This is a genomic window from Sorangium sp. So ce1036 (genome assembly GCF_051369805.1).
GTDB classification, from domain to species: Bacteria; Myxococcota_A; Polyangia; order Polyangiales; family Polyangiaceae; genus Sorangium; species Sorangium cellulosum_F.
The window spans coordinates 7,156,765-7,170,729 of record NZ_JBBMOX010000001.1 but is presented as its reverse complement, the minus strand read 5'-3'; the positions used below and the strand labels follow the sequence as shown (position 1 = coordinate 7,170,729).

Below are 13,965 nucleotides of genomic sequence, written 5' to 3'. Positions count from 1 at the left end.
ACCGCGGCCACGCCGGAGCGTGGTTACCCCGGCAGGGGGGCGCTGTCCTGGTCAGCGCCCCCGTCGCCGGCGTCTCGTGATCCTGGCGGTGCTGGAGCGGGAGACGGGATTTGAACCCGCGACGTCAACCTTGGCAAGGTTGCACTCTACCACTGAGTTACTCCCGCAAACTCCGACCTTCGGGCGCGCGGCTCGACGTGGAGCCCACGCCGGACCGCCTTCGCCCGACGTGAGGGGGCTGCACTTAGCCGCCCCTTCGCGGACTGTCAAGCCCGTTCCGCACGGAGGCGCGCGGTCGCGCTGTTCGGTGGCGTGGCGCCCGCGCGCGCCGCCGCGGTTCTGCCGCCGGCCGACGGCGGTCGCCCGGTCGGGCCGTCGCGATGTCCGCCCGGCGAACCGCCCGCCTGCTCGGCGCGGACCGGCGAACCGCCCGGCTGCCCGGTGAGCCGCCGCGCCGCTCGCAGCGCGGCCGCCTGGCCTCAGGCGCGTCGCCGGGCGGGCTTCGCGGGCGGGCGCTGGTCGAGCTGCTTCACCAGGGTCCTCGGCGCCTTGAGGCGCCACGCTTGCTCGAGCCGCATGCGGCACTCGGGCGCGCGCAGCGCCCGGAGGCGCGCCAGCACGGCCGGATAGCCGCGGTAGTGGTCGGTGATGAAGTAGATGTCCGGCCGCGCCTCGATCAGGAATTCCTGCTCGTCGACGCTCTCGAGCAGGAAGACCACGGACTCGCCGTCTTCCTTGAGGCGCACGAACGCCTTACCGCGGACCTTGAGCGCGGGCGTTCGGAACCACACGTCCTCCACCACCTCGGGCAGCGCGAGGCCGAGCTTGCAGAGCTGCTCCCAGTTCATGGCCTGTCACGATCGCTCACGTCGACCCCTCTGCCTCTCCGCGGCGGGGAGGCCATCACCCACCCCCGACGGGGACGAGGATTGGAGCACGAGGGGGGGAGAAAGGAAACGGCCAGGGCGCTTCCGGCCAGGTCTCGCCCTGGCCCGGCGTGTTTCGTTGCGCGGATCGACCGGCCCGCTGCAAGATGCCCGGAAACGGGGCGCGCCGCGCCGGGCGGCGCCGCGTGGCCGGGCGCCATCGATTCCCAATCGATTCCCATCGGAGACCGCGACGGGCCATGACCGACGACACGACCATGATCGAGAACCCGATCCTCCGGGGCTTCCATCCGGATCCCTCCATCGTCCGGGTGGGGGAGGACTACTACATCGCGACATCCACCTTCGAGTGGTTCCCGGGCGTGCGGCTCCACCACAGCCGCGATCTCCGGCACTGGCGGCCCATCGGCCACGCCCTGGACCGTCGCTCCCAGCTCGACCTGGTCGGCAATCCGCGGTCGGGGGGCGTCTGGGCGCCTTGCCTCACCCACGCCGACGGCGTGTTCTACCTCGTTTATACCGACGTCAAGACCTGGGCCCGCGGCTTCGTCGACGCCCACAACTACCTCGTCACCGCGAGCCGCATCGAGGGGCCGTGGTCCGAGCCCGTGGCGCTCAACCGGGGCGGGTTCGACCCCTCGCTCTTCCACGACCACGACGGCCGGGCGTGGCTCGTGAACATGGTGTCGGACCACCGCCCCGGCCGCGATCCGTTCGCCGGCATCGTGCTGCAGGAGCTCGACAAGGAGCGGCGTCGGCTCGTCGGGGAGCGCCGCCTCATCTTCTCCGGCAGCGGCCTCGGCTGCACCGAGGGGCCGCACCTCTACCGGCGCGGGGAGCACTACTACCTCCTCGTCGCCGAGGGCGGCACCGCCTACGAGCACGCGGCGACGCTCGCGCGCTCCCGCCGCATCGAGGGGCCGTACGAGGTCGATCCGGACGGGCCCTTCCTGACCTCCCGGCACGACGCGGGCCTCGAGCTCCAGAAGGCCGGGCACGGCTGCCTCGTCGAGACCTCGACGGGCGAATGGTACCTGGCCCACCTCTGCGGGCGGCCGCTCCCGGGCGAGCGCCGCTGCATCCTCGGCCGCGAGACGGCGCTGCAGCGCGTGCGCTGGACCGACGGCGGCTGGCTCGCGCTCGACGGCGCGCCGGGCCCGCGCGCGCCTGCCGTCCGCGTGCAGGCGCCCCGGCTGCCCGCCCACCCGTTCGAGGAGCCCCCGGCGCGCGACACGTTCGATCGGGAGACGCTCGGCGTCGCGTACCAGGTGCTGCGCGACGTGCCCGACGAGCGCTGGCTCTCGCTGCGCGAGCGCCCCGGCTTCCTGCGCCTCCGCGGGCGCGAGTCGCCGCACTCGCTGCACCGGCAGAGCGTCGTCGGGCGCCGCGTGCAGTCGCTCCGCTGCCGCGTCGAGACCTGCCTCGAGTTCGAGCCGACCTCGTTCCAGCAGATGGCGGGGCTCATGTGCCTCTACGACGACGAGAATTTCTTCTATGCGCTGCTCAGCCACGACGAGCGCGTGGGGCGCTCGCTGGCGCTTCTCGGCAGCGAGCGCGGGAAGCTCACCTGGCTGACGGACGCCCCGCTCCCCGTCGCGGCGCCGCGGGTCCACCTCCGCTTCGAGCTCTCCGGCAAGGACCTCCGGTTCTCGTGCTCCGAGGACGGCGAGCGCTTCGACGCGCTCGGCCCGGTGCTGGACGCGTCGATCCTGTCGGACGAGCGCACGTCGGTCGGCATCGGCTTCACCGGGACGTTCGCGGCGCTGTGCGCCCACGACCTCACGGGCGCGTTCCTGCACGCCGATTTCGATCACCTCGATTACCAGGAGCTCCCGCCGGAGCGCTGAGCGCCCGGCGCCTCGGCCCCGGGTCGCCCGCGGCGCGGAGCGCGACGCGGGCGTGGCCCACGACCCCCTCGTCCCGCTCGCGCGTGACGCTCGCACGGCACGAATCTTCCTCGGTCGTACTCGGGGCGCCGCGGGAGGTGATTGCGCGACACGCGGCGCACCATGCCTTATCGGCGCGGGCGATCGGCCCTACGCTGCGCGTGCTGTCCAGGAGCAGAAGGGAGCAGCATGAAACCTCATGTCCTGATCGTCGACGGCAGCCTCACGATCCGCATGGATCTCCGCGGCCTGCTCCGCGGCGCCGGCTTCGTGGTGACGGCGTGCGAGACCCGGGCGCTCGCGCAGAAGGTGCTGCGATCGAAGCCCTTCTCCCTGGTGATCCTCGACGCCCTCCTGCCGGACGGCGACGGCATCGAGCTCCTCCGGGAGATCCGCGCCGGGGCCGAGCGCGTGCCCGTGATCGTCCTCTCCACCGAGGCCGAGGTGAGGCACCGGCTCCAGGCCCTGGGCGTGGGCGCGGACGAGCACGTCGAGAAGCCGTACGACGGGGGCGCGCTCGTCCTCCGGGCGACGGAGCTCGCGAGCCAGCACGGCGCGGCGCTGCGGTCCCCGGGCGGCGGTGCCTCCGCGGTGACGGGCAAGAGGATCCTGGTCGTGGACGACAGCCCCACGTACCGCGCCACGGTCGCGCAGCTCCTGAGGCAGGACGGCTGCGACGTCGTCCCGGCGCAATCCGGGGACGAGGCGCTGAGCCTGCTCGCGGTGGAGCGGGTCGACGGCGTGATCATCGACCTGCTGATGCCGGGCATGGGCGGCCTCGAGACCGCGCGGCGGATCAAGAGCGCTGACGCCCTGCGCCACATTCCCGTGGTCATCCTGGCCGGGCACGACGACGCCGACACCCGGGCGGAGGGCGTGCGCATCGGCGTGGACGACTTCGTGTTGAAGACGCCCGAGATCGCCATGCTGAGGACGCGGCTGCGCGGTCTGTTCCGGTCCAGGGCCGTCCAGGGCGCGGAGGGCGGAGCGCCCACGAGGGGCACGGGGAGCAGCAGCCCGCCGGACGGGGCGTCCGCGAGGCGCGCGGGGAGCAGCAACCCGCCGGACGGGGCGCCCGCGAGGCGCGCGGGGAGCAGCAGCCCGCCGGACGGGGCGCCCGCGAGGCGCGCGGGGAGCAGCAACCCGCCGGACGGGGCGCCCGCGAGGCGCGCGGGGAGCAGCAGCCCGCCGGACGGGGCGCCCGCGAGGCGCGCGGGGAGCAGCAGCCCGCCGGACGGGGCGTCGTCGAGGCGCGCGGGGAGCAGCAGCCCGGACGAGGTGCCGTCGAGCCAGCACGCCGGATCAGGCCCGGGGAGCGCGGCGCCGCCGGCGGGCTCGCTGTTCGACCAGGTGGTCGCCGCGAGCGGGCTCTCCAGCGTGAGCGGGCCGAGCACGATCGTCCGGGCGTGCCTGCGCGCCGGCATCGAGCCGCGGTCGATGTCGCCCGAGGACCTCCACCGCGCGTTGCCCGCGATCCACGAGACGCTGCGCCTGTTCCTGACCGAGGAGGACTCGAACCGCGGCATCGCGGCCATCAGCCAGCTCGCGCGGGCCGCGGCGCCCGCCGCGAGCTGAGCCGCCGCAACGTATCGTTACCATGTCGCTTGACATTTCCGTCCCCTTTGCGATGTCATCCTGAGGCCTGCGGGGTCGCGCTCCGGCATGTCGGGGCAGCCGACGAGCGCGAGCACGGCGCGAGCAAGCATCGTCTCATGAGGAGATGGACCATCGACGAGGACACCTTCGTCGATCGTACGCCCGTGCCCGTCACGCGCCGTGACGGGCGATGATCTCGCGGCGAGCTCGACGATCGATCAGGGGCACGGCGGGCAACCAGACGGGCCACGGACGAGGAGGGACTCTTGGCGAGGATTGCACGATGGGGGACGACGGCCCTTGGGCTCATGCTGATGACGGCGGCGTGCGGATCGGGTGAGACCGCCGACGCGGGGGCGCAAGGCACGCCGATCCGACGCGTCCCGGCGCCGGAGAATGAGTTCACTCCCGCGGAGCTCGAGGCGACGGTCGACAGGCTCGTCGCCGCGATCAACGGGAGCTCGCACCGGCCGATGCAGATGGCGGTCCTCCTGAGGAACGCCACCGGCTTCTGGGCGCCGGTCGTCGCGGCCGCGAACCGGGCCATGGGGGAGCTCGAGGCCACGGGGAGCGTGATCGGGCCCGTCGCGCCGTCGGAGGACGGCCCTGGATCGGACGAGCTTCAGAACCTGCAAATCCAGCAGGCGGTGGAGGACGGGGCGGAAGGGATCGGCCTCGCGCCCATCAGCGACATCCAGAGAACCGCCGTCGACGAGGCCGTCGCGAAGGGCGTCCACGTCGTGACGCTCGACGCCGACGTGGCGGCCTCGAAGCGCGCGATCTACGTCGGGACCCTCGACAGGTCCGCCGGCGCCAAGGCGGCGAGCACCCTGCTCGCGATGCTGCCCAAGCCGCCGGGGACGGTGATCCTCCACGGCAGCGTCAACACGGCCGGGAGCAGCGGGCTGGAGCGGACGCAGGGGGCTCAGCAGGCGTTCGAGGAGGCCGGCTACGAGGTCCTGGTGCGTCAATCCACCTGGGCCCCCACGGGCGAGACCGAGGACGTCGAATGGATGAAGACCCAGATCGGGATGGCGAATCCGCCCGTCGTGGGGTTGATCGGCCTGTTCAACATCTCGTATCGGTGCGCGATGGCCGCAGAGGCGGCGGGCAAGCCGGAGCTCCCCGTCGTGGCCTTCGACTTCGATCCGAAGACCGTCGACTACATGCGCGAGGGGCGCATCCAGGCCACGCACGTCCAGCGGCAGTACTACCAGGGCTATCTCGTGCCCTATATCCTCTATGCCATCAAGAACATCGGCCTCGACGCGACCAGGGAGATCCTCGCCCGCCAGATGGTCGATGGCAGCCGGGTCAACACGGGGGTCGATGTGGTCCCGGGGGGCAAGATCGACGCCTACAACGACTTCCTCGGCTCGATCGGCGCGAACCAGTAGCGCTACTTACTGCGGGAAGTTGCCCCGGATCAGCAGAAGAACCGCCAGGGCGCCAGGGCCGCCAAGAGGGGACGCGCCCTGGAAGGGAAATGCCGCGCGCGCGGGGCGGGCCGGCCTGGATTACGAGGGTAGAGCGCCTGTCGATGTCGACGGGGGCGCGGGGGTCGCGGATGCCGCCGCCGGCTGGCCCTGGGCCGGTCCTGCCTCGGCGGCCTTGCGGGCCTTCTCGCGCCGCGCCGCCACGCGCCGGCGCCGCTCGTAGGCGCTCGTGACCTCACGGACGATCTCGGGGTGGCGCCGGAAGACGTGCGCCGCGGTCTTCCGGATGGCGGCAATGCGGCCCGTCATGAGGTGAAGCATCTGGTTGCGGATCGTGGTCGCGGCGGCCGATGCGCCGCCTTCGGGGGCTGTTTCGATCGCGCGCCGTTGCAGATCGTCCGCGAGCTTTCTGGCCTCGGCGAGGAGGCGGACGTCGAACTCCTCATCTGCCTCGAGCAGGCGGTCCTTGAGCGACTCTGCGAGCCCCGCGTAGTCCCGGAGCGCCTGCGAGAGGGCGCTGGAGCGCTGGCCGTCCTGCGCGTGGAACTCCTTGATGCGCGTGAGCTGCGCGTCGGCGGGCTCATCGACGTCATCGTCGAGCAGGAACTCGAGCGCCGACTCGAGCTCGTCGACGACGAACCGGGCGCGCTCCCCGAGGTCGGTCACCGCGGGATCGATGATGAGGAGCAGTCGTGTCTGGGCCTCCTGCACGGCGCGGACGATGGAGAGCAGCTCCTCGCTGCTCGACGCGGGCAGGCGGCTCTTGACCCGCTTGAGGCCCGGGCGCTCACCGTCGGGCTCCCAGTACTTCGTCACGAACGCCGCGGCGGCGACCGCCTCGCGCACGGCGACGTCGTACGGCACCTTCAGCGGGTTGTCGGTCCTCCCCGTCCCGGCGGCGGCCTTGACCCAGCGAGCGTAGTCCTTTCCCTGCTTTGCCATGGCGATTGCTTGTTCCCTCCTCCTGCGTCCCGCGCCTTTCCCGGCGCGGCGCGAAGCGGCAAGGATGAGAGCGCTCGCCGGGGTGTCCAGCGCGAAAACGTGCTGGTCTGGATGCGAGAGGGGGAAACCCGGGGGGACGAGATCGCGCTACGGCGTGCTGAGCGCGGGGGCGCGCGTCCGGATGGCGGGGAGGAGTGTCCGGACGGCCGGCGGGGTGTCCGGATGGCGGGGGGGAGTGTCCGGATGGCCGGCGGGGTGTCCGGATGGTGAACGTGGACGTGAACGTGGACGTCTCATCATCCGTCACATCTCGCTCAAGTCCTCGAAATGATTGGACTTTGCCCTCTGGGCAAATGCGAGGGATTTCGCGAGGTTAGGCGAGATGTGATGGACGCTCAGACGTCCACGTCCACGTCCACGTCCACGTCTCATCATCCGTCACGTCTCGCTCAAGTCCTCGAAATGATTGGACTTTGCCCTTGGGCTAAATGCGAGTAATTTCGCGAGGTTAGGCGAGATGTGATGGATGCTCAGACGTCCACGTCCACGTCTCATCATCCGTCACGTCTCGCTCAAGTCCTCGAAATGATTGGACTTTGCCCCGAGGGCAAATGCGAGGGATTTCGCGAAGTTAGGCGGGATGTGATGGACGCTCAGACGTCCACGTCCACATTGGTGGTTGGTGGCCGCGGGGGGATTCGGGCTTCAGGTTCGCCCGAATCCCCCCCCTCGCTACAGCTCCACGCTCACGTTCTCCAGCCGAGCCCTCTCGATCGCAAACGTCGCCCGCGTGGTCGCCTCGATGCTCGCCCAGGGGATCGGGCTCGACCCCCCGGTGTTGCACGCCCTCACGAACGCCGCGAGCTGCGCCGCATGCCCCTTGTCCGCCCGCAGGGCGCGCGTCGTGCGCGTCTTTCCGCGCTCGGTCAGCGACAGCGCCCGCCAGTCGTTGAGCCGCGCGATCTTGCCCTCGCAGAACACCTCGTAGCTCTCCTTGGGCACGCTCGGATCGCCCATCGCCGTGTAGATCAGCGTCCCCACGCTGCCGTCCGCGAACGTCAGCGTCGCGATGACGTTGTCGTCGCGGCGGTACGCCCCCTCGGCGCCGAGGCCGTGCGCGCTCACCCGGACCGGCGAGGAGCCCGCCCAGTACGACATCAGGTCGACGAAATGGCAGCCCTCGCCCACGATGCGCCCCCCGCTCTCGGCCGCGTCCGCCAGCCAGCTCGTGTCGGCCACGCGCCCCGCGTTGATCCGCGCGACCATCACGAGCCCCGCGCGCCGCCCGGAGAACGCGTCCCTCACCGCCACCGCGAACGGCGCGAACCGGCGATTGAACCCGACCTGCAAGCGACCCCTCGCCCCGGCCACCGCCTCCGCGAGCGTCGCGAGCTGCGCCTCGTCGATCGCCGCGGGCTTCTCCAGGAACACGTCGCGGCCCGCGGCGAGCGCCTTCGCCGCCTGCGCCGCGTGGCTCGAGTGCCGCGTCGCGATCATCACCGCGTCGACCGCCGGAAGCGCGAGCGCCGCGTCGATGTCGCTCAGCACGTGCTCGGCCCCGAACCGGTCCGCCGCGTGCCGCGCCGAGAGCCCGCGCCCCGACACCGTCGCCACGAGCTTCGCGCCCGGGATCTTCGCGAGCGCCGGCAAGAGCACGCCCGACGCGAACGCGCCCGTCCCCACCATCGCGACCCCCAGCGTGGACCGGTCGCGCCGGACGTGCTCCGACCTGACCTCCGCCGCCGCCGCCGGGCGCGCTGCGCGCTCCGGATAGGTGAGCAGCACGCCGAGGTGCGGCTCCGGCCGCTCGCCGGTCACCACCGCGTACGCGTCGAGCGCGTCCTCGAACGGGAAGCGGTGCGTCACCAGGCTCAGGACGTCGAGCCGCTTCGTCTCGATCGCGCGCAGCACCGCCTCGAAGTTGCGGCGCTCCGTCCAGCGCACGTAGCCGATCGGGTAGTCGTGCCCGCGCTCCTCGTACGCGGGATCGTGGCGCCCCGGGCCGTAGCTGCGCGAGACGACGAGCTCGAGCTCCTTGTCGTAGTAGGTCTTGCGCGGCACCTCGATCGGCATCACCCCGACCGCCACCACGCGGGCCCTGTCGCGCGCGACCTCGCCCGCGGTGACCAGCGGCTCGTTCGTCGGCGACGAGGCCGTGACCACCACCGCGTCCGCGCCGATCCCGCCCGTGAACGCGCGCACGACCTCGACCGGATCGTCGCTCGAGGGCACCACGCCGGCGACCGCCCCGCGCGCCTTCGCCCGCTCGACCTTGGCCGGGTCGAGATCGACGCCGATGACGTCGCAGCCGTGCGCCGCGAGCAGCTGCACCGTGATCTGCCCGAGCAGCCCGAGGCCGATCACCACCACGCTCGCCCCGAGCGTCGGGCGCGCGAGCCGCACGCCGTGCAGCGCGATCGCGCCCACGGTCACGAACGAGGCCTCCTCGTCCGTCACCCCGTCGGGCACCCGCACCACGAGGTTCAGCGGCACCGCGTTGACCTCCGCGTGGTTCGCGAAGCCCGCGCCCGCGCACGCGACCCGATCGCCGCGCGCGAAGCCCGGCGCCCCGGCGCCCACCTCCGCGACGCGGCCCGCGAGCGAGTAGCCGAGCGGGATCGGGTTGTCGAGCTTGGTCCGGACCGCGTCGAACGCCGAGAGCACGCCCTCGCGCTTCGCCTTGTCGAGCACCTTGGCGACCAGGTCCGGCCGGTCCTTGGCCTTCACGAGCAGGTTCTTGCGGGCCATGTCGACGATGGCGCGCTCCGTGCCCGCCGAGATCAACGAGACCGTGGTGTCCACCAGGACGCCGCCGGCGGGCGCCCGCGGCGTCGCCGTGTCCACCAGCGCGAGCTTCCCCGTCCGATAACTCTGAGATACCTGACGCATGCCGATTCTCCTCGGACCTACCAGTCCAAAACCCAGCGGAGCACGCCGCCTCGAGGGATCTCCCGCGCGAGCACGACCGCCGGGAGCGGGTCGCCGTGCCGCGGGTACCAGCGCCCGGGGCTCGGCGGCGCGGGGGCGCCGTCCGCCGTGACGCGGACGCGCGCCGCGGCGCCGGCGTCGAGCCGGAGCCGCGAGACCGCGCGGCGGAACGGCCCGGTCACCGTGTCGGTGATCTCGAGCCGGCGGGGCCGGAGCTCGACGCGCCGGCGGTGCGCCGGGCCGCCGGGCATCCAGGCGTAGCCGTCGTGCGACGCCTCCGCGCGCGCCCCGCCCGCGTCCGCGCCGAGCGCGAGCAGCCGCGCCCGCGCCCGGCGGCCCACGCGGAAGCCGCCCCACACCTCGCACGAGTCCGTGTCGTCGATCTCCACGGTGCTGTGCGCGCGCGTCGCGCGCGTCGCCGCGCGGGCCGCGGGCTCGCCGTAACTCTCGACGCCGTAGTCGACCACGGTGCGGACGCCGTCGATCCAGAGCTCGAAGCCGAGGGCGTCGGCGTGCGCATGGCCGGGCTGGTAGGGCGCGCCGTCCGGCCCCGCGTCGAACGCGAGCCACGCGCCGGGCACCGAGAGCAGCGCCCAGCCCGTCGGGTCGAGCAGCGCGGCGCCGGGCTCGGCCGCCGCGGCCGGCGCGCCGCGGTGGACCGGGAGGCCGCACGCCTCGCCCAGCGAGAGCACGTCGTCGAGCGCGGGCGCGGCGTCGAGCGCGGCGTCGTTGAAGAGGGGGTAGGCGCCGTCCGGCGCGCGCACCGCCGAGGCCCACGCGAGCGCCGCCCGGGCCGTCTCTCGCCACAGCGCGGGCGCGCCCCGCCCGGAGGCGTCCGCGAGCTCGATCGCCTCGAGCAGCCCCGCGAGCAGCCAGAGGTGGTAGCTGGCCGAGCCCTCGAAGTGCCCGCCGTCGGCGAGGAACTGCTCCGGGAGCTGCCACGCGAGCAGCGCAGAGCCGGCGCGCCACCAGGCGTCCGCCTCGAGGCCCTTGGCCACGGCGCCGCCGCACGCGAGCCCGAGGCCGTTCTCGAGCAGGTGGTTGCCGAGCAGGTGGAGCTCCGGGTGGACGAGGATCGCGCGGCAGGCGCGCGCGAGCTCGCCGCCCGCGCCGCGCGCGCCGAGGCGCGCCGCGAGGGCGAGCTGCCGCGCGCGCACGGACGAGGGGTAGGGGGCCAGCGCGACGCCCGACGCGGCCAGCAGGGCGCGCGAGAGGGGCGCCGCCTCGCCGAGCGCCTCGAAGCCGTACGCGGCCTCGTAGGCGCGCAGCATCGAGCCGGGCGGGAGCCGCGCGAGGCGCGCGCTGGCCCGCTCCCGGTCGCGCGCGGCGAAGGCGCGGAGGCGCGGGTCGGCCGGCGGGAAGGCCGCGCGGATCGCCGGCGCGCCGGCGCACGGGACGCGGCGCACGACGCGCGTGAGCGCCGCGCTGGCCGGGCGCGCGAGCACCTGGAGGGGGTGGAGCGACCGCACGGTCCGCGCGAGGCGCGCGGCGCGATCCGGGAGGCTCATCGGCGAGCGCACGCCGCCCCCTCGCCCTGCGACGCGGCGCGCTGAGCGCGCGCCGCCCCCTCGCCCTGTGACGCGGTTCGGTTCATCCCGGAGCGCCTCCGTGCCGTGCTCACCCGGCGCCGGCCGCGCCGGGCAGCTCGATCCCCCGGTCGCGGCCGGCGTCGCGCGCGGCGCGCGCCAGGATCGCCGCGAACCGCGGCCAGATGGTCTCGATCGCATGGTGCTGCTCGACGTGCGCCCGGCACGCGTCGCCCATCGCGCGCGCGAGCGCCGGGTCCTCGAGCAGGGTGGAGAGCGCGTCGGCCATGGCGTCGGTGTCGCCCACGGCGGTGAGGAAGCCCGTGCGGCCCGGCGTCACGACGTCCGGGATCGCGCCGACGCGCGTGGCCACCACCGGCAGCGCCGCGCTCATCGCCTCGAGCATCGCGTTCGGCAGGCCCTCCATGTGGCTCGGCAGGAAGAACACGTCCGCCTGGAGGAGGTGATCGAAGACCTCGGCCTTCGAGACCCACCCCGTGAAGCGCGCGCTCGCCGCGAGGCCCTTCTGCGCCGCCGCGGCGCGGAGCTCGTGCTCGTCGCGGCCGCCGCCGACGAACGTGAGCGTCGCGTCCGGCACGCGCCGGACGACCTTCTCGAAGGCGTCGAGCGCGTCGAACGCGCCCTTCGGGCGGAAGAGCCAGCCGAGGTACACGACGCGCTTGCCCGGCGCCCCCCGCTCGGCGAGCCGCTCGCGCGGGAGCAGCGGGATGCCGTTCATGATCTCGACGACCTTGCCGCGCCCCTCCGGGAACGCCTCGAAGTAGGCCTTCCAGAACGGCCCCTGCGCCACGACGCCGTGGCTGCGCTCGAGCACGCGCGCCACCCACCACCGCATGAAGCGGCTGCGCTCGCAGTCCTCCGCGATCGCGCCGGAGCCGAACCGGATGACCACGCCGCGCCCGCACGCGCTCGCGACGATGCCCATGAGCCCCTTCTCCACGGCGCCCAGGCCGTTCGCCGAGAAGATCAGCGCGACGTCCGCGGAGGGCAGGAGCGCGCCGAAGGTCACGAGCCGGCGCGCCGCGCCGAGGACGCGCTCCGCGAGCGACGGCGGCGGCGACGAGGGCACCGTGGTCGACAGCGGGATGATGTCCACGACCTCGGGGAGCGGGCTGCTCATCAGCGAGGTGGCCGCGGCGAGCTGCCCCCCCGTGTCGCCGTTGGCGAGCGGCTTCAGGCCGGACACGAAGAGAACGCGAAGTTTCCTGGTCATCGGAAGGTCCGCGGCGCGCCGCCCTGCATGGGGCGCGCCTGGCGGCGCGGCACTCTAGCCGCGCACCGGCGGGTCGCAAGCGGGTCCAGCGCTGGTCCCAGCCGAGGCGGGCCCGGGCTCCTCCGCGCCCACGAGCACGTCGATCGCATCGCCCTGCTCCCGGCGCAGACGAGGGGCCGCGGAGCTCGCGTCGATCGCGGGGCGGGGGGCGCGGCGGGATCAGGGGTTGTATCGGTGCCCGCTTCGGTAGCTCGCGATCGCGAGCTCCACCGGGCGGAACAGCGGCCGGGGCAGCGCGTCGAGCGGGTACCAGGCCCAGCCGCCGATCTTGTGGGGCTCGCGCTCCTCGGGCTCGCCCTCGAACTCCTCGGCGAGGAGCTGGACGTCCACGTAGTGCTTCCCGTAGGCGAGGATGTTGCTCAGGCACAGGAAGGAGAGCCTCTCGACGACGAGGCCGCTCTCCTCGCGCACCTCGCGGATCGCGCAGGCCTCGAACGACTCGCCGAGCTCGAGGTGCCCGCCGCACCAGGAGTACGTGCCGTCGCCGTGGCTGCCGCGCCGCCGCGCGAGCAGCACGCGCCCGTCGCGCACCAGCATGACGCCCACGCCCACCTGCGGCCGCTCCGCGGCGCCCGTCCCGTCCATCGCCTCCGCTCCCACAGCGCACCTCCACGGATCGCGACCGCGGCCGTGCCCGTGGCCGGTCCCCATAGCACCGTCCGGATTGACTTTTCAGTGAACGCGCGTACCGTGCCCGGCCGATGGATGCTGCCCTGCCCTGGGAAGTGAACCCCGCGCTCCACGAGAGCCGGCTTGTTCTTCTGGCGCAGACCGCGGTCAACGTCCGCAACAAGGCGTTCAGCGAGGCGAACCGCGAGGAGGGCGACACGAGCTGGGGGATCGGGTGCAAGGCGCACGAGCGGCTCGGCCATTCCCTCTGCCGGCTCGCGGAGAGCGGCAAGCACCCCTGGCTCACCGTGCACCGGGACGGGCTCTATCTGATGCCGCTCATCGAGGGCGTCGCGGTGCGCGTGTACCGCGGCCCGGCCGACAAGCCGTCGCAGCGCCACCTCGAGGCGGCCCGCAGCGAGCATCACCGGCGGCACGAGCCGCGCCAGATGGCGTTCTCGTTCATGGGGGAGAGCGCCGAGCCGGACGGCCCGTGGTTCTGGATGATGGCGATCGAGACCGACGTCGAGGGGAGGGCGCTGCGCGCCGTGTTCTTCCAGGCCAACGAGGCGGGCGGGACCCGGAACGCGTGGGAGGCCCCGGTCGAGGGCATCTCGTCCGCGCCGTCGCCCGCGCCGTCTGCGCCCTCGCCCCCGGAGAAGCCGGCCCGTCCGGCGCGCCCGCGCGCGGCCGCCTCGGCGAAGGACGCGCTCCTCTCGCGCGACGGGCGGCCGCTGTTCCAGGCGCAGACGATGTCGCTCCCGCTCGTGTCGCAGCCGAGCTGACCGTCGCGGGCGCCGGGAGAGAGCGAATGGCTCCCTCCCCCAGAGTGGCGTGAGAGGGAGGCGCTCGATGCTCACG

10 protein-coding genes and 1 tRNA gene are annotated in these 13,965 nt (G+C 73.5%); 4 read left to right on the top strand and 7 right to left on the bottom strand.

Going from position 1 to position 13,965, the window contains the following annotated elements; translation table 11 throughout:
• Window positions 1-92 precede the first annotated feature (92 nt).
• Window positions 93-167, bottom strand: a tRNA-Gly gene (locus tag WMF31_RS26840).
• Window positions 168-479: 312 nt separating this feature from the next.
• Window positions 480-848, bottom strand: a complete 369-nt coding sequence (locus tag WMF31_RS26835; RefSeq protein WP_436604676.1) for an MmcQ/YjbR family DNA-binding protein — start codon at window positions 846-848, stop codon at window positions 480-482.
• Between the two features lie 278 nt (window positions 849-1,126).
• On the opposite strand from WMF31_RS26835, the gene WMF31_RS26830 reads away from it, so the two are divergent.
• From WMF31_RS26830 to WMF31_RS26820, 3 genes are all read left to right on the top strand, one after another.
• Complete coding sequence (locus WMF31_RS26830) at window positions 1,127-2,734, top strand: glycoside hydrolase family 43 protein (RefSeq protein WP_436604675.1); 1,608 nt, start codon at window positions 1,127-1,129, stop codon at window positions 2,732-2,734.
• Window positions 2,735-2,962: 228 nt separating this feature from the next.
• Window positions 2,963-4,348 (top strand): response regulator, encoded by a 1,386-nt coding sequence (locus WMF31_RS26825; RefSeq protein WP_436604674.1) that lies wholly within the window; start codon window positions 2,963-2,965, stop codon window positions 4,346-4,348.
• A 287-nt stretch (window positions 4,349-4,635) separates the two neighbouring features.
• Window positions 4,636-5,766: a sugar ABC transporter substrate-binding protein gene (locus WMF31_RS26820; RefSeq protein ID WP_436604673.1), complete on the top strand. Its 1,131-nt coding sequence runs from the start codon at window positions 4,636-4,638 to the stop codon at window positions 5,764-5,766.
• Window positions 5,767-5,886: 120 nt separating this feature from the next.
• Here the strand turns inward: WMF31_RS26820 and WMF31_RS26815 are convergent, their stop codons facing one another.
• The 5 genes from WMF31_RS26815 to WMF31_RS26795 all read right to left on the bottom strand — a co-directional run bounded on the left by WMF31_RS26815 (window position 5,887) and on the right by WMF31_RS26795 (window position 13,095).
• Window positions 5,887-6,747, bottom strand: coding sequence for a hypothetical protein (locus WMF31_RS26815; protein ID WP_436604672.1), 861 nt, complete (start codon window positions 6,745-6,747; stop codon window positions 5,887-5,889).
• A 732-nt stretch (window positions 6,748-7,479) separates the two neighbouring features.
• Complete coding sequence (locus WMF31_RS26810) at window positions 7,480-9,636, bottom strand: bi-domain-containing oxidoreductase (protein WP_436604671.1); 2,157 nt, start codon at window positions 9,634-9,636, stop codon at window positions 7,480-7,482.
• A 17-nt stretch (window positions 9,637-9,653) separates the two neighbouring features.
• A complete protein-coding gene (locus tag WMF31_RS26805) occupies window positions 9,654-11,183 on the bottom strand; it encodes a heparinase II/III domain-containing protein (protein WP_436604670.1) in 1,530 nt (509 codons plus the stop codon).
• A 109-nt stretch (window positions 11,184-11,292) separates the two neighbouring features.
• Window positions 11,293-12,435 (bottom strand): glycosyltransferase family 4 protein, encoded by a 1,143-nt coding sequence (locus WMF31_RS26800; RefSeq protein ID WP_436604669.1) that lies wholly within the window; start codon window positions 12,433-12,435, stop codon window positions 11,293-11,295.
• 219 nt (window positions 12,436-12,654) lie between these two features.
• Complete coding sequence (locus WMF31_RS26795; RefSeq protein ID WP_436604668.1) at window positions 12,655-13,095, bottom strand: nucleotide triphosphate diphosphatase NUDT15; 441 nt, start codon at window positions 13,093-13,095, stop codon at window positions 12,655-12,657.
• 101 nt (window positions 13,096-13,196) lie between these two features.
• Between WMF31_RS26795 and WMF31_RS26790 the strand changes: the two genes are divergently transcribed.
• Entirely contained in the window at window positions 13,197-13,889 is a 693-nt protein-coding gene (locus tag WMF31_RS26790; RefSeq protein ID WP_436604667.1) for a hypothetical protein, read from the top strand.
• Window positions 13,890-13,965: the final 76 nt, after the last annotated feature.

Coding starts and splice junctions, on each gene's coding strand:
- WMF31_RS26835 (WP_436604676.1), bottom strand. CDS start 848: ATGAACTGGGAGCAGCTCTGCAAGCTCGGCCTCGCGCTGCCCGAGGTG.
- WMF31_RS26830 (WP_436604675.1), top strand. CDS start 1,127: ATGACCGACGACACGACCATGATCGAGAACCCGATCCTCCGGGGCTTC.
- WMF31_RS26825 (WP_436604674.1), top strand. CDS start 2,963: ATGAAACCTCATGTCCTGATCGTCGACGGCAGCCTCACGATCCGCATG.
- WMF31_RS26815 (WP_436604672.1), bottom strand. CDS start 6,747: ATGGCAAAGCAGGGAAAGGACTACGCTCGCTGGGTCAAGGCCGCCGCC.
- WMF31_RS26810 (WP_436604671.1), bottom strand. CDS start 9,636: ATGCGTCAGGTATCTCAGAGTTATCGGACGGGGAAGCTCGCGCTGGTG.
- WMF31_RS26805 (WP_436604670.1), bottom strand. CDS start 11,183: ATGAGCCTCCCGGATCGCGCCGCGCGCCTCGCGCGGACCGTGCGGTCG.
- WMF31_RS26800 (WP_436604669.1), bottom strand. CDS start 12,435: ATGACCAGGAAACTTCGCGTTCTCTTCGTGTCCGGCCTGAAGCCGCTC.
- WMF31_RS26790 (WP_436604667.1), top strand. CDS start 13,197: ATGGATGCTGCCCTGCCCTGGGAAGTGAACCCCGCGCTCCACGAGAGC.